Here is a 20927-nt window from a genome sequence, read left to right as displayed (position 1 = left end):
GAGAACGGATGTGAAAGATGAAACGAACGCCAGACATGAGGAAGAGGCGGTCATCGCCATGCTGATGATGCGCGCCAAGGCGCTGGGGGAAAAGAACGCCGAGGAGGCGCTTTCCTATGAGGCGGAAGAGTCCGTCGAGTTTTCGCTGGCGCCGCCGCTCGTCTATTACGGCAAGGACCAGGCCGGCCTGCAGGCCTGGTTCGACACCTGGGAAGGCCCGATCGGCGGTGAAGTGCGCGATGCCAAGCTGACTGTCGGCGGCGATGTCGCCTTCTGGAGCGGCCTCATGCACATGACGGGAACCAAGACCGATGGCGCCAAGGTCGATCTCTGGTTCCGCCAGACGCTCGGCCTCGTCAAAGAGGACGGCCGCTGGCTGGTCGCCCACCAGCACGCCTCGGTGCCTTTCGCCATGGATGGCAGCGGCCGGGCGCTGCTTGATCTCAAGCCGTGAAGCCAAGCTCTGTTTGTATAATTTTATCCTGCAATTGGCAGTAGGGCATGCAGCACGGGATCTAAACTGGAAGCGGATAGTTCCGTTGCCAGTTCGTGGAGAATAAGAACTTTCTTTTAATCAAATTTTGCAAGCATCGATCTTGGGAGGCCTTCAGTTTCTGCTGGATGACGGTTGTTCAAGCGCCGGCGAATTGACTTAAGGCGTGCGCCAGTACAGCAGCGGGGGCGAGCGGGAACATGCTTTTCAAGTCTACGACGAGTCGCAATCTTTTTTCCGTGGCGGCCTGCGGCGTCATTGCCGTTATTGTTGCTTCCGGCATCATTTTCTATCGGTCCTATACTGAAATTCGCAGCGGCAGCATCGAAGCGATGCGCCAGATCGCGACGGCCGAGGCATTGAAGGTCGAAAAGAATATCGGCGGCAGCGTGCATATCGTCGACGGACTGGACACCGTGCTGACGACGATGAAGGAACTGGGCGACACCGATCGCACCAAGGCCGACAAGGTCTTGTTCAACATGCTGCAAGCCAACCCGCCGATCCTTGGGACCTGGACCGGGTGGGAGCCGAATGCCTTCGACGGCAAGGACAAGGACTATGTCGGCAAGGAAGGTCATGATGCGACGGGTCGCTATGTGCCCTACTGGGTGCGCAGCGGCGGCCAGATCACCCATACCGCGCTGACCGATTACACTGTGGCCGGGCCGGGCGACTATTATCAGCTGCCGTTCACCCAGCGCAAAACCCTTGTCATCGAGCCCTATTCCTATGCGATCGACGGCAAGGATGTTTTGATGACCTCCGTGACTAAGCCGATCATCATCGATGGAAAGGCGGTCGGTGTTGCCGGTCTCGACCTGTCGCTGCAGGACACCAACAAGGCGCTGTCGGCCGTTCGCCCCATGGGAGCGGGCTTCCTTGGACTGGTCACCAGCGCCGGCAAGGTCGTCAGCCATCCGGATGCGAGCCTCATCGGCAAGAGCCTGTCGGAGACGGGCGTAAAGACTGCGGATTGGGACCGTCTGATCGCCACTCCAGGCGTCGAGCATGAGGTGACCAATGAGGACGGCAGCATCTCTCTGGCGATTGCCGTCGCGGTCAAGCTTGCCGAGAGCTCGAATTGGTATGCGATCGTTTCGGTCCCGAAGGCGACCCTCTTCGGGGCTCTCTATACGGTGGTGCGGGATGCCATTCTCGCCACCAGCCTGGCGGCCTTGCTGCTCGGTCTCGCCGGCTGGCTGATCGCCCGCCGCTTCGTCGGCCGGATTTCCAGCGTGATCGGCGAGACTGCCGACATTGCCGCCGGCAAACTCGATGTGACCTTGAAAGACGGCGACGCGAAGGACGAAATTGGTGACCTCTCGCGTTCCCTGCAGGCACTGCTCGAGAGCAACCGCGAAAGAGCGCGTCTGCAGGCCGAGGCGGAAGAAAACCGTATGCTGCAGGAAAAGGAGCGTGCAGAGCGCGCCCGGATTGACCAGGCCCAGGAAGCGGACGTCAAATTCGCCGTCGGCGAATTGGCGCTTGGCCTCGCCAAGCTTGCGGAAGGCGACGTGACGATCGCACTCGATCAGTCTTTCGCAGCGACGCTTGACGAGACCCGCGTCAATTTCAACGAGTCGGTCGTCAAACTGCGGTCGGCGCTGCTGTCGTTCTCGCAAAATGCCGCGGTCATTCAAAGCGGCACCGAGGAGATCCGTTCCGCCGCCGACGATCTGGCGCGCCGGACGGAACAGCAGGCGGCTTCCGTCGAGGAAACGGCGGCAGCGCTGGAGCAGATTACGACGTCGGTCAAGGATTCCACGGCGCGTGCCGAAGAAGCAGGATCGATGGTTGTTCGAGCGAAGGAAAATGCCGAACGTTCCGGCCAGATCGTGCAACGGGCCGTCGAGGCGATGCACGACATCGAACAATCGTCCAAGTCGATCTCAAACATCATCGGCGTCATCGACGAGATCGCCTTCCAGACAAACCTGCTGGCGCTGAATGCCGGCGTCGAGGCGGCGCGCGCCGGGGAAGCCGGCAAGGGCTTCGCCGTCGTCGCTCAGGAGGTCCGCGAGCTCGCGCAGCGCTCGGCTGGCGCGGCCAAGGAAATCAAGGCGCTGATCAGCTCATCCGGCGGCCAAGTACAACAGGGTGTTGCTTTGGTCCGCCAGACCGGTGATGCCCTGGAAGGCATCGTCCAGGAGGTGCAGCAGATCGACCGCAATGTCGAGGCGATCGTTCAGTCGGCGCGCGAGCAGTCGACCGGCCTTCAGGAAATCAATACCGCCGTCAATCAGATGGATCAGGCGACGCAGAAGAATGCGGCTATGGTGGAGGAGTCCAACGCGGCGGCCCACACGCTTGCGACCGAGGTCTCTGCCCTCTCCGGACGCCTGGGTCAGTTCCGGCTCGATACCGGCGCGGGCATGACTTCGACTGCGACGCGTTCGAATGTCCCGCGTCCGATCACCGCTCCGAAAGTCGTATCATCGCACACGGCGATCCCCGTTCCCTCTCCGGCCCGCGCATTGAAGAAGACGCTGGCTGTCGCCCTCAGTGGCGGCTCAAAGACAGCAGCTTCGGCCGGCGATGGCTGGGAGGACTTCTGACACAGCCTGTTGACCGGAGACGGATCCCTTCGCCTCGGGCGGTGAAGAATGTCAGGCTGCGCTTTCCGCCGCCTTTCGCCGGCCGGCGCGAACCGCGATGATCCCGACACCCATCAAAACCAGGATCGCCGTCGCATAAATATCCGTTGTCAGCGCATAACCCGCCGATTTCGCCAGGAACCCGGCAAGGATCGCCGGCAGGCTGAATGCGAGGTAGCTCTGCACGTAGAAGGCCGCCAGTAATCCGGCCCGCTCGTCCGGTTTGGCAATCGGCATGATCGTGCCGATCGAGCCGAGGAAATTGGTGCCGAAACCGGTGCCGGTGAAGACGGTGCCGATGAGAAGCAGCGGCACGTTGGCGAGATGCACGCCGGCAACGACCGTCAGGATACCGAGCGTCTTCGCCGACACGCCGAAACCGAGATTGGCCGAGGCCGTCTTGCCGCGCCTGAGATAGACGGCGATTGCCCCGCTCACCATCAGTGCGGTGACGACGGCGCCGCCCGTCAGCGGCGCGCCGCTGCCGGTGGTGCTGGCGACTAGCGACGGGACCAGGGAGAGATAGAAACCGGCGAGCGTCCAGTTGGCGATGTTGATCGGCGTCACCAGCGACAGCGGCCGCTTCACCTGCGGCGGAACGGTGACGCGCGGGATCAGCGACCCGAGCGCGCCCGGCCGGGTGCCGCCGGTCTCGCGCGTCAGCCAGACGGCGGCCGCCTGCAGGGCGAAGGCGACGAGCAGCAGCGCATAGGTGAGGTGCATCGGGAAGGGACCGTATTGGATCAAGGCGCTGGTGCCGACCGCGCCGACCGCCATGCCGCAAAGCGGCGCGATCGAATTGACGATCTGCCCTTTGGCCCGGTCGACATCGACGAGCGCGGCTCCGAGCGAGGCGCCGGCAATCCCCGTTGCAATACCCTGGACGATCCGCGCCGCGATCAGCCAGCCGGGACCGCTGGCGACGACGAAGAGCGCCATGGCGATGATTTCGAGCACCAGGGCGAAAAAGATCACCGGCTTGCGGCCGAGATGGTCGGAGATCGAACCGGCGGTCAGCAGTGCTGCCAGCAGCGCGAAAGCATAGACGGCGAAGACCACTGTGATCAGCACCGGCGAGAGCGCGAAGTTCTCCTGATAGATCCGGTAGAGCGGCGTCGGCGCTGCGGAGGCGCCGAAGAAGGTGGCGAGCGTCAGCGCATGAAAGCCGATCGAGGGGCGCGGCGCATTCTCTGTGGATTTGGTGGCGGTGACCATATATAAGCCCCTTAAAGCTAAGTGATTGCTTTAAACTTTAGGGTCGGCATTTCGTAAAAGCAAATTATTTGCATTAATAGAGCTGTCAAAGATATTGAACCATCGTATTAAGGGGGAAAGTTGCAGGCATGGCAGTGAAAGAGAATCTCCGCCCGGGCGGCAGAAGCGCCAGGGTTCAGGCATCGGTGCACAAGGCGGTGCGTGAACTGCTGGCCGAAATGAGCCGCGCCGAGGTGACCATTCCGCTGATCGCCGGCAAGGCGGGTGTGACGCCATCGACCATCTATCGCCGCTGGGGCGACCTGCAGGCGCTACTTGCCGATGTCGCCGTCGAGCGGCTGCGGCCGGATATGCAGCCGGTCGATGCCGGCAGCGGCAGGGCCGATCTCGAGGCTTGGGCCGAGCAATATGCCGAGGAAATGTCCTCGGGTCCGGGCCGCGAGATGATCCGCGACGTGCTGGCGGCGCAGGCGGGCGCCAATGCCTGCAAATGCTGCGAATATACCCGCCAGCAAATCGTCGTCATCGCCGAGCGGGCAATGGCGCGCGGCGGGCCGTTTCCGGATGTCGATCTCGTCATGGATCAGGTGGTGGCGCCGATCATGTATCGCATCCTGTTCGGCGACGTGCCGGATACGGCGCGTGTGCGCGATCTGGTCACCCGCGTCATGAACACACCGGACTAAGTTTATTCTGCGGCTGCGCGTTTCAGGCCGGAAATCTGGGTGATATAGGCGCGCAGCGCCGCCGGCCGCACCGGTTTGTGCTGAACGGCGATGTCGTACCGCTCGGCTTCGCTGCGCACCTCCGGCGTGCGGTCGGCGGTGATCATCAAAGCAGGGATATCGGCGCCGAACTGCCGACGCAGATGCAGGATCGCCGCAATGCCGGTGCCGTCGCCGAGATGATAGTCGGCGATGGCGAGATCCGGCGGCCCGTCACGGCCGTCGCTTGATATCACGTCGGCGAGGCAATCCAGCGCAGTGACCTCGCAACCCCAGCCGCTGAGCAGCAGCCGCATGCCTTCGAGGATCTTCGGCTCGTTGTCGATGCAGAGGATCTTCAGCCCCTTGAGCGGCTGCCCCGGGCGGTCGGCAGGGGTGGCGGCCGCCGCGGCCGCGGCCGGACGCGAGACGTCGAGCGGCATGGCGATGCGGAATTCAGTGCCCTTGCCATGCGTCGACTGCAGCTCGACCGGATGATTGAGCACGCGGGCGATGCGGTCGACGATCGAAAGGCCGAGCCCGAGGCCGGAGGCGGTTTTGGCGCCTTCATCCAGCCGCGCGAATTCCTTGAACACGGTGCGGAATTTCGACGGCGGAATGCCGATGCCGGAATCGATCACCTGGATGATCACCTGGTTGCCGCGCCGCCGCGCACCCACCAGCACCTTGCCGGTGATCGTGTATTTGATGGCGTTGGAGACCAGGTTCTGCACCAGCCGGCGCAAAAGATTGGGGTCGGAGCGCACCCTGAGCGACGTCGGCATGACCACCAGTTTCAGCTGTTTTTCCCGGGCGATCGGCGCAAAATCGGTCTCGATGCGCTTCAACAGGTCGGAGAGCGCCACGGCGGCAAGCCGCGGCCGCATGGCGCCGGTATCGAGCCTCGAAATATCGAGCACCGCACCGAGAATGGTCTCGACCGATTCCAGTGCGGAATCGATGTTGCGCACGATCGGGCTGTTGTCGGATTGCGCCATGCGCTCGACCAGCGCCGAGGAATAGAGCCGGGCGGCATTGAGCGGCTGCAGAATGTCGTGGCCGGCGGCGGCGAAAAACCGGGTCTTGCCGATATTCGCCTCGTCGGCGGCGGCGCGTGCCTCGCCGAGTTCACGGTTGACGCGGGTGAGCTCGGCCGTGCGTTCGGCGACGCGCTGCTCCAGCGTCTCGTTCGCCTGTTTCAGCGCCTGGTCGGCGTTGACGCGCTGGGTGATGTCGGTGAAGGTGGCGACGATGCCCTTGTCCGGCATGGCGTTGGAGCGCACCTCGATGATCCGCTCGCCGCCGCCGAGCACCAGCGAAAAGGGTTTGTCGAGCGTCAGGAAATGCCGCACCGTCTGGCTGAGATCGCCGGGCGCGATGTCGCCGCGCTGGCTGAGCGTGGTGACGATCTCCGATAGCGGAAAACCGACCTGGCCGGCACTTTCCGGCAGATCCAGCAATTGCCGGAAGCGCCGGTTCCAGATCGTCAGCCGGTTGGAACTGTCGAACACCGCGATGCCCTGATCCATCTGCGACAGCGCCGTCTGCAGCATGTCCTGGTTATATTGCAGCGCCTCGCTCGCCTGGTCGAGCAGCCAGGCCGTGTCGGACGAGGCATCCTCGATCTTCTGCAGGATCAGTGACAGCACCAGCCGGGCCGAGGACGAGCCGATGGCGCTGCCGAGCAGCTGTTCGCTGAAATGGATCAGCGCCATGTCGGCCGGCTGCTCATCCTCCAGCTTGCGGCCGGAAGTCTGTTCGTAGGTGGTGAGCGAACGCTGCATCCGTTCTTCGCCGAGATAGCGCGAGATCGCCGCCTTGAGGTCGCCGACGCTGATGCGGGTCTTCCAGCCGCGCGTGGCAAATTGCGAGCGCGAATGCCGCTTGACGAAGATGCCGGCCTGAATGCGTTCCAGCGGCCTGGCATTGCGGGTGAGCGAACCGACGACGAAGAAGGCGGTGTTGACGAGCAGGCTCATAACGGTCGCATTGACCAGCGGATCGGCGTCGGGCGCGGTAAACAGCGTCGTCCCGGGAAAGATGAAGCCGAGCACGGCGCTTGCCACATAGGAATAATCGGGGCCGCCGAGCGAGGGCAGGAACAACAGGTACACCCAGATGACGAAGCCGGAGGTCAGCCCGAGGATTGCGCCGCGCGCATTCGCCCGCCGCCAGATCAGCCCGCCGAAGAGCGCTGGGGCGATCTGCGCGATTGCGGCAAAGGAAAGCAGGCCGATCGAGGCAAGACCGGCGGTGCTGTCGGTCGAGCGGTAATAGGCATAGCCGAACAGCAGCACGGCGAAGATGGCGCTGCGGCGGATGTTGAGCAGCGTCTTGGCGAAATTGTCGCGCAGGCTGGCGCGGCCGGCGAGTTTGCGCCTGAGGAAGATCGGCATGATGATATCGTTCGACACCATGATCGACAGCGCCACCGAATCGACGATGACCATCGCCGTTGCGGCGGAGAAGCCGCCGATGAAGGTGATCAGCGACACCACCGGCATCTGGCCGGCCAGCGGCAGCGACAGCATGTAGAAATCGGCATTGCCGTTGCCGCCGAAGGTCAACAGCCCGCCGATCGCCACCGGCAGCACGAAGAGATTGATTGATATGAGATAAACAGGAAACAGGAAGCCTGCGAGTTTCAACTGTTTCGGCGTCCGGTTTTCGACGACCGTCACGTGGAATTGCCGCGGCAGCAGGATGATCGCGAAGGCCGACAGCAGGATCAGGGTGATCCAGCGGCTGATCGGCGTATGGTAATTCAGCGCCGACATGACCAGCGTGTTGTCGACGGTCTTCTGCCAGAGGTCGGCCGGACCGTCGAAGAGAAACCAGATGACGCAGACGCCGGCCGTCAGGAAGGCGACGAGCTTGACGACGGATTCCATCGAGACGGCGAGGATCAGCCCGTCCTGGTGTTCGGTCGCATCGGTGTGCCGGGTGCCGAACATGATGGCGAAGCAGGCGAGCACCAGCGTTGCGAGGAGCGGCAGGTCGAGGAAATAGAGATTGCCGCTGCCGATGCCGTAATCGGACGGGTTGACCATGGCGCTGACGGTACTGGAGATGGCTTTCAGCTGCAGCGCGATATAGGGAATGGTGCCGATCAGCGAGATCAGCGCGACGATCGTCGCGACCGTCGGGTTCTTGCCGTAGCGCGCGGCGACGAAATCGGCAACCGAGGTGAGCTTTTCGGCCTTGGCGAGCTCGATGATGCGGCGAAGCAGCGGCATGCCGAGCGTGAAGACCAGGATCGGGCCGATATAGATGCCGGCAAATTCCAACCCGCGCTGTGCGGCAAGCCCGACGCTGCCGAAATAGGTCCAGGAGGTGCAGTAGATCGCAAGGCTCAGCGCATAAACGACCGGCCATCCGCCTTCCAGCGTGCCCGGGCCGAGCATGCCCGGGCCGCGATCAAGCGTGCCCTGGCTGCGGTTCTTGCGGTCGCCATAGCTTGCCACGGCGAAAAGCAGCAGCAGATAGCCGAAGGCAGACGCGAATATGACCCAGCCTGGAAGCATTGACCCTCCGCCGGCGGAAAACCCGCCGGGACCTCCCGCAACGTGGGTCAGCTTAAGTTATTTCAAGCACTTTGAGAATTCCTGGCCGTCTAGGCCTTAAGTCAAAGACCGCACGGGGTATCCCAAACAAATACGATTGCCGATTGATTAATTGCAATGAAGATGTAGCTAATAAAAACAATTGTATCGAAGGGAGACGGATCCGATGCTCAATGAGTTCAAGGCCTTTATCGCTCGCGGCAATGTCATGGATCTTGCAGTAGGCGTCATCATCGGCGGCGCCTTCGGTGGCATCGTCAAATCTTTGGTCGACGACCTTATCATGCCGATCGTAGGCGCCATTTTCGGCGGCTTCGATTTTTCGAATTACTTCCTCCCGCTCTCGTCGGCTGTCAACGCGCCGTCGCTCGCCGCCGCCCGGGCCCAGGGAGCGGTGTTTGCCTATGGCAGTTTCCTCACCGTGCTCATCAACTTCCTCATTCTCGCCTGGATCATTTTTCTGATGGTCAAGGGCGTGAACATCCTGCGTGCCCAGGTCGAGCGCCAGGAAAAGGCCGCACCGGAAGAACTGCCGCCGCCGCCGGCCGACGTCCAGCTGCTCACGGAAATCCGTGATCTTCTCGCCACGCGCCCGACGGCTTGATCCGAGCTGGAGCCCGTCCGTTCCGGCCGGGCTCATTCATCACCAAAATCGATGTGCCATCACGGGATATCATGGGATTTGCCGGCACAAATCCTCTATGAAGGCGGAAACCGGAGATATGCATGTCGATCGTTGAAAGCCTCAGCCCGCGCGCCCTAACGGCGCCCGAAAGCGGGATTGTCGAAGTCGTCAATTATGCCCGCGGCCGCGAAGGCCTGCTTCCGCTCTGGGTGGGTGAAGGTGATCTGCCGACGCCTGACTTCATCAGCCGGGCGGCGATGGATGCGCTGGCCGCTGGCGAGACCTTCTACACCTGGCAGCGCGGCATTCCCGAACTTCGCCGGGCGCTTTCGGATTATTACGCCAGACATTTCGGAATTCGGCTTCCAGTCGAGCATTTCTATGTCACCGGTTCCGGCATGCAGGCGATCCAGATCAGCGTTCAGGCGTTGACCTCGCCGGGTGACGAATTCGTCTATCTCACCCCCGCCTGGCCGAATATCGCCGCCGCCCTCGAGATCGCGGGCGCCCGCTCGGTCGGTGTCGAACTGCAGTTCGAAGGCGGCAAATGGGCGGTCGATCTCAACCGCATCGAAGCCGCGATCACGGAAAAGACCAGGGGCCTCTTCATCAACACGCCGTCGAACCCGACCGGCTGGACAGCAACGAAGAAGGATCTCGCCGATCTCCTGGCGCTGGCCCGCAAGCACGACCTCTGGATCATGGCGGATGAGATCTACGCCCTCTATTATTTTCCGGGCGGTCGCGCGGCCTCCTTCCTCGATGTGATGGCGCCCGACGACAAGATCATCTTCGTCAATTCCTTCTCGAAAAACTGGTCGATGACCGGCTGGCGTGTCGGCTGGATCGTCGCACCCCCTGAGATGGGCCAGGTGCTCGAAAACCTTGTCCAGTATTCGACCTCGGGTGTGGCGCAGTTCATGCAGAAGGGCGCCGTCGCCGCGCTCGATCAGGGCGACGATTTCATCGCTGCCAATATCGCCAAGGCAGCCCGCTCCCGCGATATTCTCTGCGATGCGCTTGTCGCCACCAACCGCGTCGAGACACTGAAGCCGGACGGCGCGCTTTACGCTTTCCTGAAGATCGACGGGGTCACCGACAGCCGCAAGGCAGCGCTCGATATCGTCGACAAGACCGGCGTCGGCCTTGCGCCCGGCACCGCCTTCGGCGCCGGCGGCGAGCTCTTCCTGCGCGCCTGTTTCCTGCGCGACCCCGCCCAGGTGGCGATCGCGGCCGAGCGTCTCTGCGACTATATCCTCAAGCGCTGAGAAGCGGGCCGGCCAAGTCGATTTTGTGCCGGAATCGCCAGATCGATAAAACTCTAGCAAAGCCCGAAATCGGCCTCTAACCACAAGTCCAAACATACCGGTTCAAAGGTCCCCGAACGGCCATTCGATAAGAAAATTGGAAAGAAAAACCGGGCCTGATGCCCCTGCTATAAAACGAAAGCAGGGATGCGGGACATGGCGGTTTTGGTGACGGGCGGCGCCGGATATATCGGCAGTCACATGGTTTGGGCGCTGCTCGATGCGGGCGAGGATGTGGTCGTGCTCGACCGCCTCTCCACGGGCTTTCGCTGGGCCGTGGCGCCGGCGGCGCGTTTCTATCTCGGCGACGTCGCCGATCCCGACATATTGAAGAAGATCTTTATCGAAAACGACATCGAGGCGATCATCCATTTCGCCGGCTCCGCCGTCGTCCCGGTCTCGGTCGCCGATCCACTCTCCTATTACGACAACAATTCCGGCAAGACCCGGGCGCTGCTCTCCGCTTCGGTCAAGGCCGGGATCCGCAACTTCGTCTTCTCCTCGACGGCGGCCGTTTACGGCCAGCAGAAGACGGACCTGCCGGTGAAGGAGACCGCCCCTCTCAATCCGGAAAATCCTTACGGCCAGTCGAAGCTGATGACCGAATTCATGCTGCGCGATGCCGCCGCTGCCTATGATTTCAATTATGTCGCGCTTCGCTACTTCAACGTCGCCGGCGCCGATCCTGACCACCGCGCCGGCCAGTCGACCTCAGGCGCCACCCACCTGATCAAGGTTGCCTGCGAGGCAGCCCTCGGCAGGCGCGACAGCGTCAGTGTCTATGGTATCGATTATCCCACCCATGACGGCACCGGTGTGCGCGATTACATCCATGTCACCGATCTTGTCGATGCACATCTGAAAGCCCTCCAGCACCTGCGCAAGGACAAGGGCTCGCTCGTTGCCAATTGCGGTTATGGCAGCGGCTATTCCGTGCTCGACGTGCTGAACATGGTCACGCGCCTGCACGGGCATTCCTTCAAGATCCACATGGCGCCGCGCCGCGCCGGCGATTCGGCAAGCGTCGTCGCCGACGCTTCGCTCGCAAGGCAGGTGCTCGATTGGAAGCCGAGATACGATTCTCTCGAAACCATCGTCCAGAGCTCGCTCGATTGGGAACTCTTCCTGGCGAACAGAAATGTCGACGATCTGCACAGCATCCACCGGGCACTCGCCGCCGCGTCGTTCTAAACCGCTGCCAGCAAAACTGCGCAGCGAACATACCCGTGCCTGCGGGACCTGCATGACATCAAGTGAATAGGGAAAAATCGCGCATTCTCCTGGCTCCGGCCAATGGAAAAAGAAGATGAGGAACTTTCTAGCCTCCTTGCGGCTGCAAAAAGACAATCCGACCTTTCTGACGGCGCAGTTTCAGGCCCTGTCGTCGCAGATCCCCATTCTCTATGTCCTCCTGATCATCAATGCCCTGGCGGTGGCGGTCACCCATCTCCAATCCGCGCCCCTCTGGCTGTCGTGCTATATTCCGGTCGGCTTGAGCGTCGTCTGTATTTTCCGGCTCTGCTGGTGGGAAACCAGCGGCAAGGACGTGACCGCCGAGCGGGCCTATAGGCTGATGAAGATCACCATATCGGGCGCCTGCATCCTTTGCGTTGCTTTCGGCGGCTGGGCGATCGCGCTTTACCGGTATGGCGATGCTTACCAGCAGGGCCAGATCGCCTATTTCCTCGTCGTGACCGGGATTTCCTGCATCTTCTGCCTGATGCATTTGCCGCTGGCGGCGGTGCTCACCACTGTGATCACCTTCTCGGCCATGGTCGCGACTTTCATGTTTTCGGGCAATCCGGTTTTCGTCGCGACCGCTGTCAGCGGTCTCTTCCTGATCCTGCCCTTTCTCCGGGTGATCGACAGCTATTTCCAGAATTTCGTCGGCCTCGTGCGCTTGACCGAGGAGCTGAAGCAGAAACGGGCGGAAGCCGAAGAGCTGAACCGCGTCAACAGCCGCAACGCCCTGCATGACCAGCTGACCGGCCTTGCCAACCGCCGCAGTTTCTTTGTCTCGCTGGAACAGCGGTTGCAGAAAGACCCGTCCCGACCGCCCGTCATCGGCATTCTCGACCTCGACGGCTTCAAGCCGGTCAACGACGTCTTCGGCCATGCCGCCGGCGATCTCGTGCTCAAGGAGACCGCCCGCCGCTTCTCCACGCTGGTCGGCGAAGAGGGCATCGTCTCCCGTCTCGGCGGCGACGAATTCGGCATCATCTTCCCCTGCTTGATGACTCGCCAGGCGATCGCCGATCTCGGCCAGGCGCTCTGCGCCGCCGTTCGCGACCCTTACGAAATCCCCGACGGCTCGGTGCGCATTTTCGGTTCCTGCGGTATCGTCTATCCCGATAGCGGCAAATACACCGCCGAGGAACTCTACGAGAAAGCGGATTTCGCCCTCTACCAGGTCAAGAGCAAGCGCAGCAGCGGCGTCGAATTCTTCTCGGCCGAGCACGAGAAGATCCTGACGCAGCGCCACCTGATCGAACTCGAGCTGCAGGCGAACGACTTCGACAAGGAATTGAAACTCGACTATCAGCCGATCGTCGAATTGAGGAGCGGCCGCGTCGTCGCTTACGAGGCACTCGCCCGCTGGGACAGCGCCCGCTTCGGCCGCATCAGTCCGGAAGCCTTCATTCCCGCTGCCGAGCGCACCGCCGTCATCGGCCGGATGACGCGCATCCTTTTCGCCAAGGCGCTCGAAGCGCTGGCGATCATTCCCAGGCATCTCAGGCTGTCCTTCAATCTCTCGGCGCGCGATATCTGCGACCACGAGACCTCGATGGCGCTGCTCGCCATGATCACCCGCTCCGGCATGGACCCCAGGCGCATCGAATTCGAGATCACCGAGACGGCGCTGCTCTCCGATTTCGACGCCGCCGACCAGGTGATATCGATGCTGCGCGCCGCCGGCATCTCGATCGCGCTCGATGATTTCGGCACCGGCTATTCCAGCCTCAGCCATATCCACCGTCTCGGCTTCGACAAGCTGAAGATCGACAAGGCCTTCGTGATGAATCTCGATCGCGACGCCCGTTGCATGAACATCACCCGCTCGGTCGCCAATCTCTGCCAGAATCTCGGCATTGCCTCGGTCGCCGAAGGCGTCGAAAGCGAAGAGATCGCCGAGGGATTGAAGGCGATGGGCGTTCGCCTGGCGCAGGGCTATCATTTCTCGCGGCCGCTGCCGCTGGAACTTGCCATCGATTATGCCGCCCGGTGCGAAGTCGCAGCCTCCGCCCGCAATTCGCTGTCTGCCTGAACGGATCCGATCGACCAGTCGCAAATCGACTGGAGCGATGCCTCCTCGTCAGCTATTCATGGTGGTAACAGATGAGGTGAACCATGCAGGACGGCGAAGTCATCATTGAACGGCGGGGCACCGCGGGCGTGATCCGGCTCAACCGGCCGCGGGCGCTGAACAGCCTGACGCTGCCGATGATCCGCGCGATCACCGCGGCGCTGCACGCTTTTGCGGAGGATTCCGAGGTGGCAAGCGTTGTGGCGATGGGCGAGGGCGAACGCGGCTTCTGCGCCGGCGGCGACATCCGCGCCCTGCATGAAAGCGCTCGCGCCGGCGATGGCTTGGCGGCAAGCTTCTGGCGCGAGGAATTCCGCCTCAACCATCAGATCGCCTCCTACCCCAAACCCTATGTCGCGCTGATGGACGGCATCACCATGGGCGGCGGTGTCGGCCTGTCGTCGCACGGCCGCCACCGCGTTGTCACCGAGCGCACGCGCCTCGCCATGCCCGAAACCGGCATCGGCTATGTCCCCGATGTCGGCGCCACCTGGCTGCTGCCGCGGGCACCCGGCGAGGCCGGAACATGGCTCGGCCTGACGGGGCTGGATATCGGTGCGGCCGACGCGCTCCATGCTGGACTTGCCGACCTGCAAATCGCTTCGTCGCGGCTCGGCGCGGTGATCGATGCGTTGTCGGGCCTGGCGCGCGGCAGTTCGTCGAGCGACGTCGATGCGGTGCTGCAGACGCTCTCGGAGCCTGCGGGAGAAAGCCGGCTCAGGCAGAATGCGGCGATGATCGATCGCGCCTTCCGTTTCGACAGCGTCGAAGAGATCCTGACGGCACTTGCCGGGGAGGAGGGCGACTTCGCCGCCGAGACGCGCCGGGTGCTGCTGACCCGTTCGCCGACCAGCCTGAAGCTCGCCTTGGCGCTGCTCCGGGCCGGCCGCCGCAGCGCTTCGCTTGCCGAATGCCTTAGCCGTGAACTCGGCGCCTGCCTGCAGATGCTGGATAATCCCGACTTTTTCGAAGGCATCCGCGCCGCCGTCATCGACAAGGACCGCAATCCGAAATGGTCGCCGGCCTCAGTCGAGGCTGTGGAGGCCGCAAGGATCGAGCATTTCCTGAAACCGGCCGAACCGCCGCTTTCGCTCTAAACTATTTCAGCCTATCGCCACATGCCGCGCATGCGGGCGCCGACATCGATGCGCACCTGCCGCGCCTGCGCTTGGGCGGCGGCGTCCGATTTCACCTGCGGCCAGCTGCAGGCCTCGAAGAACTGCAGCAGCGTCGCCGGGATGAAGCGGCTGCGGGAGGCATAGACATGCCGGTCGCCCTGCGAATTCTGGCCGTAGGTGAAGAAGCGTTGCGGCACGACCAGATCGAGGCCGTCTCTCGCCCGCGTCATCGCGACATAGAGCAGCCGGCGTTCCTCCTCGATTTCGGCGCTGGCGCCGACGGCGAGATCGCTCGGAATGCAGCCGTCGACGACGTTCAGCATGAAGACCCGCGTCCATTCCTGGCCCTTGGCGGAATGGATGGTCGACAGGATCAGATAATCCTCGTCGAGCAGCGGCACGCCGGCCTGGTCGCTGGTGGCATCCGGCGGATCGAGGGTGAGTTCGGTGAGGAAACGTTCGCGCGAGGCATAACCGCCGGCGATCTGCTCGAGCTGCAGCAGATCGGCTTGCCGCGTCGCGGCGTCCTCATGCAGCCGTTCCAGATGCGGCGCGTACCATTGCCGCGCCAGGCCGATCTCCGCCGGCCAGCCGGCCTTGCCGGATTTCATCTCCTGCAGCATGGCAACGAAATCAGTCCAGTCCTCGCCGGAGCGCGGCGGCGCCGGCATTTCGGCGAGCGCCGATAGCGGGCTCGCATCCTCAGCCATCAGGTCGAGCGCCTTCTGTGCCGTCGACGGCCCGACGCCCGGCAGGATCTGCATCAGCCGGAAGCCCGCCACCCGGTCGCGCGGGTTCTGGGCGAAGCGCAGCGCAGCCAGCATGTCTTTGACATGTGCGCTGTCGAGGAACTTCAGCCCGCCGAATTTGACGAAGGGAATGTTGCGTCGGGTCAATTCGACCTCCAGCGGGCCGCTGTGATGCGAGGCGCGGAACAGCACGGCCTGCTGCTTGAGCTTCAAGCCTTCCTCGCGATTGTCGAGCACCATGTCGGCGACGTAACGCGCCTGCTCGGTCTCGTCGCGCACCGTCACCAGGCGCGGCCGCTCCGATGATTGCCGCTCGGTCCAGAGATTCTTGGTGAAGCGTTCCGAGGCGAGATCGATGACGGCGTTGGCAGCCGCCAGGATCGGCTGCGTCGAGCGGTAATTGCGGTCGAGCGTGACGATATCAGCGACCGGGCTGAAGGCAGCGGGAAAATCGAGGATATTGCGCACCGTCGCGGCGCGGAAGGAATAGATCGATTGGGCATCGTCGCCGACGACGGTCAGCCCCTGGCCTTGCGGCTTCAGCGCCATGAGGATCGAGGCCTGCAGCCGGTTGGTGTCCTGATATTCGTCGACCAGCACATGGTCGAAGCGGCTGCCGATATCCTCGGCAATCACGCTCTCACCCACCATCTGCGCCCAATAGAGCAGCAGGTCGTCGTAATCGAGCACGTTTTGACTCTGCTTGGCCTCGACATAACAGGCGAAAAGCTCGCGCAGCTGTTTCTCCCACGTCGCGCACCAGGGAAAGGCGTCGCGCAGCACCTGGTCGAGCGCGGTCTCCGAATTCACCGCCCGGGAATAGATGGCAAGGCAGGTGCCTTTGGCTGGAAACCGGCTTTCCGTCTTGGAGAAGCCGAGGTCGTGCCGGATGAGGTTCATCAGGTCGGCGCTGTCTTCGCGGTCGTGGATGGTAAAGTCAGGATCGAGGCCGATCTGCTGCGCATAGTCGCGCAGCAGCCGCGCGCCGATGCCGTGAAAGGTGCCGGACCAGGACAGTGCATCCGCCATGATGCCGGCATTGGCGCCGAGAACATCCCGGCAGATGCGCTCGACGCGTCGCGCCATCTCGGCGGCTGCTCGGCGCGAGAAGGTCATCAGCAGGATGCGGCGGGGATCGGCACCCTTGACGATCAGATGCGCGACCCGATGCGCCAGCGTATTCGTCTTACCGGAGCCGGCGCCGGCAATGACCAGCAGCGGCCCGGCAATATGGCTGCCGTCGGTGAGCGTGCCGTGCTCGACGGCCATGCGCTGCTGGGGATTGAGTTTTTCGAGGTACATCCAGCCGTCCGGTCGGGCTCCCGCAGAATCACTGGGGAAAGATTAGATGTTCCTTGAATGTTCGCGATTTCAGCCGCTGTCAAGCGCTGTGGTAGGAGCGAGAAGCCTCAATCGGGGAAATCCGGGCCGATCTCGCGCCGCACCAGTTTCAGGCTGCGATCCGGCTGAAGAATATAGGTTTCCTCCACGCGCTGGCCGGTCTCGTTGTAGAACTGGTTGTAGACGGCGCTGCCGACCGGCGACTTGGTGAGCTTCGTTCGCGGCTGACCGCCATAGGTAATGCTGCCGGGAATGGGTTCCAGTGCCGGCCTATCGGCCGAGGAGCAGCCGGCAAGCAAGGCTCCGGTCAACAAGGCGGGCAAAAGCGCTTTCATCGTCGTCATCCCTCTTTCGACTGCAGCCAGATATGGAAATCGCAGCCTCTTTCGCCAAGGGCTATCCGCCCGGCTGCAACGAAACGCCCCGCATGGCGTTAACCTGCATCTACCAACATCAGGAGAGGGTCACGGTGCTCGGGTTTCCAGCATTCACCGACCATGAGGAGCCCGGCCGGCAGGGCCACAGCGATGCGGCGACGCGCGCTTCGGTGGAAAGCGCCCTTCATGCGACCGGCGATATCGAAGCCGACGAAATCATCGTCGGCATGTCGGGCGCCTATGTCGTCTTGGAAGGCTTCGTGCGCCGGCGGGGTGATGTCGAGCGGGCGGTTGAGATCGCTGAGAGCATCGTCGGACGAGGCTATGTGCACAGTCGCTTGCTGCGACGCTAGCCCACTCCACGCCCTCATGTTTTTGCAACGCATGAAGGGAACCAAAACGCCATCCCGGGTGTTGAAAGGCCGGACCTGAACGCTGGAGAACCTCATGCAGTCGCTTCTTCGCATCTCTGCAATGACCTTGATAACAGGCGGTTTCCTTGCCGGCTCGGCTCATGCCTCGCTGGAAACCGGCACAAATTATTCCGCTTTGCCGAAGGACCAGATCGCCCTCAACGACTATACCGGCACTGTCGCCTGCCAGCCGGCAGCGCCTCACTATCTCCCCTCCTTCATCCGCGCGGCGGATGGGACCATCATCGGCGTCGGTTATGTCGAGGTGGAGAATGAGGGCGGCGCGGATTGCTGAACATCCGGGCTTGCTCGGACGAGGCTCGCCTTGCGTTTCCGCAGAGGGTGCGAGCCTCTGACCATCATCATGATGGCTGAACATCTTCTATGAAGACAGCGGTATTAGGCGCAACGCCCGTGGCGCCAAAACCCGGCCCGAGTTCGATGCAGGGTTAAGCAAAATGAAAACATTGCCCCGTTCCGGCACGTTTCCTTAACGAAACGCCGGGAACGGCCGGAAATCTTCAGCGAAGCGCAGCACATAACCCCGAAAATCGGAATCGATTTTCGGAAAGGATTATGCGCCAGTTCAATGCAGCTTCAGCTTTGCCTCTTCGGCGGCCGCCAGGAATTCAGCTCTCGCCTCTTCCACGCTTTTGCGCCCGTCGAGCGCTGCCCGGCAGGTGCTGCGGGCCTTGATGTAACGCAGCCCGCGCGCATTCGGCCAGAAATCCGCCAGGCATTTCAGCGCATCGAACGGGCCGTTGACCGTTCGCGCACTGGCACCTTCGAAACCGACCGTCACCGGACTGTTCCATCTTTCAGTTGCCATCGATGCTCCTCCACGATTGTCGACAGAAACAAGGATGCAGCGCCCCTTGTTCCTCCGGGGAGACGCCGCCATGATCACTATTCTAGCGTGATTTTCACGGTCAACAATGGTGAATCGTTGGTTGCCGATGAGGCGAAATGTCAACCTGCCTAGCCTTGCCGGTTCGCGCCAATGGCTGCCTCTCACCCTAACCCTCTCCCCGCTCGCGGGGCGAGGGGACGTGCCATGCGAGAGGTGAACGAGGAATCGAGAGGTTGCGCCTATCTCCCTTCGCCCCGCGAGCGGGGAGAAGGTGCCGGCAGCCGGATGGGCTAGCCTCATCGAGTGAGCAAAATGATTCCCGATGTCTTTGAAGAAAACTGGTGCTGCCGAGTGGGATTGAACCACCGACCTCACCCTTACCAAGGGTGTGCTCTACCACTGAGCTACGGCAGCAGGACCAGTACCCGTGTGGAGCCGGGCGGCTCAATCGCGGGAACGGGGCGGCTATTGCCACAGCTTGACGGCAAGCGCAAGCAGCAAATTCCAACTTCGCGTGGATTGGCACGCAAGGGACTTTTGGATCGGCGCAAATTCGGCTAATCCTGTTTGCATGAACGACAAGACCGAAACCGGCCAGCAGAGCCGCAAAGAGGCGATCGAGGCACAGGCGAAGCTGCGGCGCGAGCGCGCCGCCGACAAGCTCAGAGAAAATCTTTCAAGACGCAAACAGCAGGTGCGCGCCCGCCGTTCCGGGCAAGCTGACGAAACAAATGGCCTGCCCGCCGCAAAAATGGACGAATCGTAATGTTCCGTCCCTCGCCAATTGAAGCGTTTTGATAAATCCCCTAAACACCTCACTCCTTCTTTCAAGGCAGAACTTTCAGGAAAGGCGGGCGCGGCCCGTAAGCGCACATGGATCGTATCAGAATCGTCGGCGGTAATGAGCTGAATGGCATCATTCCGATTTCCGGCGCCAAGAATGCCGCACTGCCGCTGATGATCGCCTCGCTGCTGACCAGCGATACGCTGACGCTGGAAAACGTGCCGCATCTGGCCGATGTCGAACTCTTGATGCGCATCCTCGGCAATCACGGCGTCGATGTTGCCGTCAACGGCCGCCGCGAGCGCCAGGAAGATTCCTACGCCCGCACGATCCATTTCACCTGCCGCACCATCGTCGATACAACGGCCTCTTACGAGCTGGTCTCGAAGATGCGTGCTTCCTTCTGGGTCATCGGCCCGCTCTTGGCGCGCGAGGGTCATTGCCGTGTATCGCTGCCGGGCGGCTGCGCCATCGGCACGCGCCCTGTCGATCTCTTCATCGACGGCCTGACGGCGCTCGGCGCGTCGATGGAGATCGATGCCGGCTATATCAATGCCAGGGCGCCGGCCGGCGGCCTGATCGGCGCGCGCTACACCTTCCCGAAGGTCTCGGTCGGCGCCACCCATGTGATGATGATGGCGGCAACGCTTGCCCGCGGCACGACGGTGATCGGCAATGCCGCCCGCGAGCCCGAGGTCGTCGATCTCGCCAACTGCCTGAACGCCATGGGCGCCAAGATATCGGGCGCCGGCACTGCGACCCTCACCATCGAAGGCGTCACCTCGCTCTCCGGCGCCCGCCACCGCGTCCTGCCGGATCGCATCGAGACCGGCACCTATGCGATGGCCGTCGCCATGGCCGGCGGTGACGTCGTGCTCGAAAATACCGATGTGGCGCTGCTCGAAACCGCGGTGGAAACGCTGCGCCGGGCCGGCGCGGAAATCTCCTCGACCAACAATGGCATGCGCATCAGGCGCAATGGCGCCGGCATCAGGCCGGTCGATATCGTCACCGATCCCTTCCCGGGTTTCCCCACCGACCTGCAGGCGCAGTTCATGGCGCTGATGACCCGTTCTTCCGGCGTTTCGCATGTCACCGAGACCATCTTCGAAAACCGTTTCATGCATGTGCAGGAGCTTGCCCGCCTCGGCGCCAGGATCTCGCTCTCCGGCCAGACGGCGAAGATCGAGGGCGTCGAACGGCTGCGCGGCGCACCCGTGATGGCGACCGATCTGCGCGCCTCGGTTTCGCTCGTCATCGCCGGCCTTGCCGCCGAGGGCGAAACCACGGTGTCCCGCGTCTATCATCTCGACCGCGGTTTCGAGCGGCTCGAGGAGAAACTGACCCGCTGCGGCGCCATCGTCGAGCGCATCAGCGAGTAAACGCGCCCTTATCCCGGTTGCGTAATCCGCCGCAGCATCCTATTTCCCTTGTCTGACGCATCGCCATTCCGGCGGTGCCCGGCATTGACCGGTAATGGGATGAGG

General features: G+C 62.5%; 17 protein-coding genes and 1 tRNA gene. 12 read left to right on the top strand and 6 right to left on the bottom strand.

From position 1 onward, the window contains the following. Window positions 1-10 precede the first annotated feature (10 nt). Window positions 11-454, top strand: coding sequence for a nuclear transport factor 2 family protein (locus tag CO667_RS19965; protein ID WP_097619994.1), 444 nt, complete (start codon window positions 11-13; stop codon window positions 452-454). A gap of 239 nt (window positions 455-693) precedes the next feature. Next, complete coding sequence (locus tag CO667_RS19960) at window positions 694-3051, top strand: methyl-accepting chemotaxis protein (RefSeq protein ID WP_097619993.1); 2358 nt, start codon at window positions 694-696, stop codon at window positions 3049-3051. A 51-nt stretch (window positions 3052-3102) separates the two neighbouring features. Here the strand turns inward: CO667_RS19960 and CO667_RS19955 are convergent, their stop codons facing one another. Further along, window positions 3103-4305 carry an MFS transporter gene (locus tag CO667_RS19955; RefSeq protein WP_097619992.1) on the bottom strand — a complete coding sequence of 401 codons (1203 nt, stop codon included), beginning with the start codon at window positions 4303-4305 and terminating at the stop codon, window positions 3103-3105. Window positions 4306-4433: 128 nt separating this feature from the next. Here CO667_RS19955 and CO667_RS19950 point away from each other — a divergent pair, with 128 nt between their 5' ends. Further along, the gene (locus CO667_RS19950) at window positions 4434-4991 is read left to right on the top strand and encodes a TetR/AcrR family transcriptional regulator (RefSeq protein ID WP_097619991.1); all 558 of its coding nucleotides are present in this window, start codon (window positions 4434-4436) and stop codon (window positions 4989-4991) included. A 2-nt stretch (window positions 4992-4993) separates the two neighbouring features. Here the strand turns inward: CO667_RS19950 and CO667_RS19945 are convergent, their stop codons facing one another. Then, window positions 4994-8533 carry a PAS domain-containing hybrid sensor histidine kinase/response regulator gene (locus CO667_RS19945; RefSeq protein WP_097619990.1) on the bottom strand — a complete coding sequence of 1180 codons (3540 nt, stop codon included), beginning with the start codon at window positions 8531-8533 and terminating at the stop codon, window positions 4994-4996. Window positions 8534-8738: 205 nt separating this feature from the next. On the opposite strand from CO667_RS19945, the gene mscL reads away from it, so the two are divergent. The 5 genes from mscL to CO667_RS19920 all read left to right on the top strand — a co-directional run bounded on the left by mscL (window position 8739) and on the right by CO667_RS19920 (window position 14905). Next, window positions 8739-9176: a large conductance mechanosensitive channel protein MscL gene (mscL, locus tag CO667_RS19940; protein WP_097619989.1), complete on the top strand. Its 438-nt coding sequence runs from the start codon at window positions 8739-8741 to the stop codon at window positions 9174-9176. A 122-nt stretch (window positions 9177-9298) separates the two neighbouring features. After that, window positions 9299-10465 carry a pyridoxal phosphate-dependent aminotransferase gene (locus tag CO667_RS19935; protein WP_097619988.1) on the top strand — a complete coding sequence of 389 codons (1167 nt, stop codon included), beginning with the start codon at window positions 9299-9301 and terminating at the stop codon, window positions 10463-10465. Between the two features lie 195 nt (window positions 10466-10660). Then, a complete protein-coding gene (galE, locus tag CO667_RS19930) occupies window positions 10661-11695 on the top strand; it encodes a UDP-glucose 4-epimerase GalE (RefSeq protein ID WP_097620015.1) in 1035 nt (344 codons plus the stop codon). A gap of 115 nt (window positions 11696-11810) precedes the next feature. After that, complete coding sequence (locus tag CO667_RS19925) at window positions 11811-13769, top strand: EAL domain-containing protein (RefSeq protein ID WP_097619987.1); 1959 nt, start codon at window positions 11811-11813, stop codon at window positions 13767-13769. 83 nt (window positions 13770-13852) lie between these two features. Continuing rightward, window positions 13853-14905 carry an enoyl-CoA hydratase/isomerase family protein gene (locus CO667_RS19920; RefSeq protein WP_097619986.1) on the top strand — a complete coding sequence of 351 codons (1053 nt, stop codon included), beginning with the start codon at window positions 13853-13855 and terminating at the stop codon, window positions 14903-14905. Between the two features lie 11 nt (window positions 14906-14916). On the opposite strand, the gene CO667_RS19915 is transcribed toward CO667_RS19920, so the two are convergent. Then, window positions 14917-16977, bottom strand: coding sequence for an ATP-dependent helicase (locus CO667_RS19915; protein WP_097619985.1), 2061 nt, complete (start codon window positions 16975-16977; stop codon window positions 14917-14919). A 107-nt stretch (window positions 16978-17084) separates the two neighbouring features. Continuing rightward, complete coding sequence (locus CO667_RS19910) at window positions 17085-17351, bottom strand: hypothetical protein (RefSeq protein WP_097620014.1); 267 nt, start codon at window positions 17349-17351, stop codon at window positions 17085-17087. Between the two features lie 134 nt (window positions 17352-17485). Here CO667_RS19910 and CO667_RS19905 point away from each other — a divergent pair, with 134 nt between their 5' ends. Continuing rightward, a complete protein-coding gene (locus CO667_RS19905; protein WP_097620013.1) occupies window positions 17486-17746 on the top strand; it encodes a BON domain-containing protein in 261 nt (86 codons plus the stop codon). A 94-nt stretch (window positions 17747-17840) separates the two neighbouring features. Further along, a complete protein-coding gene (locus CO667_RS19900) occupies window positions 17841-18101 on the top strand; it encodes a hypothetical protein (RefSeq protein ID WP_097619984.1) in 261 nt (86 codons plus the stop codon). 291 nt (window positions 18102-18392) lie between these two features. Here CO667_RS19900 and CO667_RS19895 read toward each other — a convergent pair whose 3' ends face one another. Together CO667_RS19895 and CO667_RS19890 are read right to left on the bottom strand one after the other, a co-directional pair. After that, window positions 18393-18635 (bottom strand): DUF982 domain-containing protein, encoded by a 243-nt coding sequence (locus CO667_RS19895; RefSeq protein WP_097619983.1) that lies wholly within the window; start codon window positions 18633-18635, stop codon window positions 18393-18395. Between the two features lie 360 nt (window positions 18636-18995). Further along, window positions 18996-19070, bottom strand: a tRNA-Thr gene (locus tag CO667_RS19890). 157 nt (window positions 19071-19227) lie between these two features. Here CO667_RS19890 and CO667_RS19885 point away from each other — a divergent pair. Then, on the top strand, window positions 19228-19422 hold the full coding sequence (locus CO667_RS19885; protein WP_010069185.1) for a hypothetical protein: 195 nt from the start codon (window positions 19228-19230) through the stop codon (window positions 19420-19422). Window positions 19423-19529: 107 nt separating this feature from the next. After that, window positions 19530-20822 (top strand): UDP-N-acetylglucosamine 1-carboxyvinyltransferase, encoded by a 1293-nt coding sequence (gene murA, locus CO667_RS19880; RefSeq protein WP_097619982.1) that lies wholly within the window; start codon window positions 19530-19532, stop codon window positions 20820-20822. The last annotated feature ends 105 nt before the right edge of the window (window positions 20823-20927 follow it).

This window comes from Rhizobium sp. L43, assembly GCF_002531725.1.
Taxonomy (GTDB): domain Bacteria; phylum Pseudomonadota; class Alphaproteobacteria; order Rhizobiales; family Rhizobiaceae; genus Rhizobium.
This window is presented reverse-complemented; position numbering and strand designations above follow the sequence as displayed.

Excerpts from the sequence above, each read along its gene's own strand:
- CO667_RS19900 (WP_097619984.1), top strand. The coding sequence starts at position 17,841 with ATGCAGTCGCTTCTTCGCATCTCTGCAATGACCTTGATAACAGGCGGT.
- galE (WP_097620015.1), top strand. The coding sequence starts at position 10,661 with ATGGCGGTTTTGGTGACGGGCGGCGCCGGATATATCGGCAGTCACATG.
- murA (WP_097619982.1), top strand. The coding sequence starts at position 19,530 with ATGGATCGTATCAGAATCGTCGGCGGTAATGAGCTGAATGGCATCATT.
- CO667_RS19935 (WP_097619988.1), top strand. The coding sequence starts at position 9,299 with ATGTCGATCGTTGAAAGCCTCAGCCCGCGCGCCCTAACGGCGCCCGAA.
- CO667_RS19955 (WP_097619992.1), bottom strand. The coding sequence starts at position 4,305 with ATGGTCACCGCCACCAAATCCACAGAGAATGCGCCGCGCCCCTCGATC.
- mscL (WP_097619989.1), top strand. The coding sequence starts at position 8,739 with ATGCTCAATGAGTTCAAGGCCTTTATCGCTCGCGGCAATGTCATGGAT.
- CO667_RS19885 (WP_010069185.1), top strand. The coding sequence starts at position 19,228 with ATGAACGACAAGACCGAAACCGGCCAGCAGAGCCGCAAAGAGGCGATC.
- CO667_RS19920 (WP_097619986.1), top strand. The coding sequence starts at position 13,853 with ATGCAGGACGGCGAAGTCATCATTGAACGGCGGGGCACCGCGGGCGTG.
- CO667_RS19960 (WP_097619993.1), top strand. The coding sequence starts at position 694 with ATGCTTTTCAAGTCTACGACGAGTCGCAATCTTTTTTCCGTGGCGGCC.
- CO667_RS19945 (WP_097619990.1), bottom strand. The coding sequence starts at position 8,533 with ATGCTTCCAGGCTGGGTCATATTCGCGTCTGCCTTCGGCTATCTGCTG.
- CO667_RS19895 (WP_097619983.1), bottom strand. The coding sequence starts at position 18,635 with ATGGCAACTGAAAGATGGAACAGTCCGGTGACGGTCGGTTTCGAAGGT.
- CO667_RS19915 (WP_097619985.1), bottom strand. The coding sequence starts at position 16,977 with ATGTACCTCGAAAAACTCAATCCCCAGCAGCGCATGGCCGTCGAGCAC.
- CO667_RS19950 (WP_097619991.1), top strand. The coding sequence starts at position 4,434 with ATGGCAGTGAAAGAGAATCTCCGCCCGGGCGGCAGAAGCGCCAGGGTT.
- CO667_RS19925 (WP_097619987.1), top strand. The coding sequence starts at position 11,811 with ATGAGGAACTTTCTAGCCTCCTTGCGGCTGCAAAAAGACAATCCGACC.
- CO667_RS19910 (WP_097620014.1), bottom strand. The coding sequence starts at position 17,351 with ATGAAAGCGCTTTTGCCCGCCTTGTTGACCGGAGCCTTGCTTGCCGGC.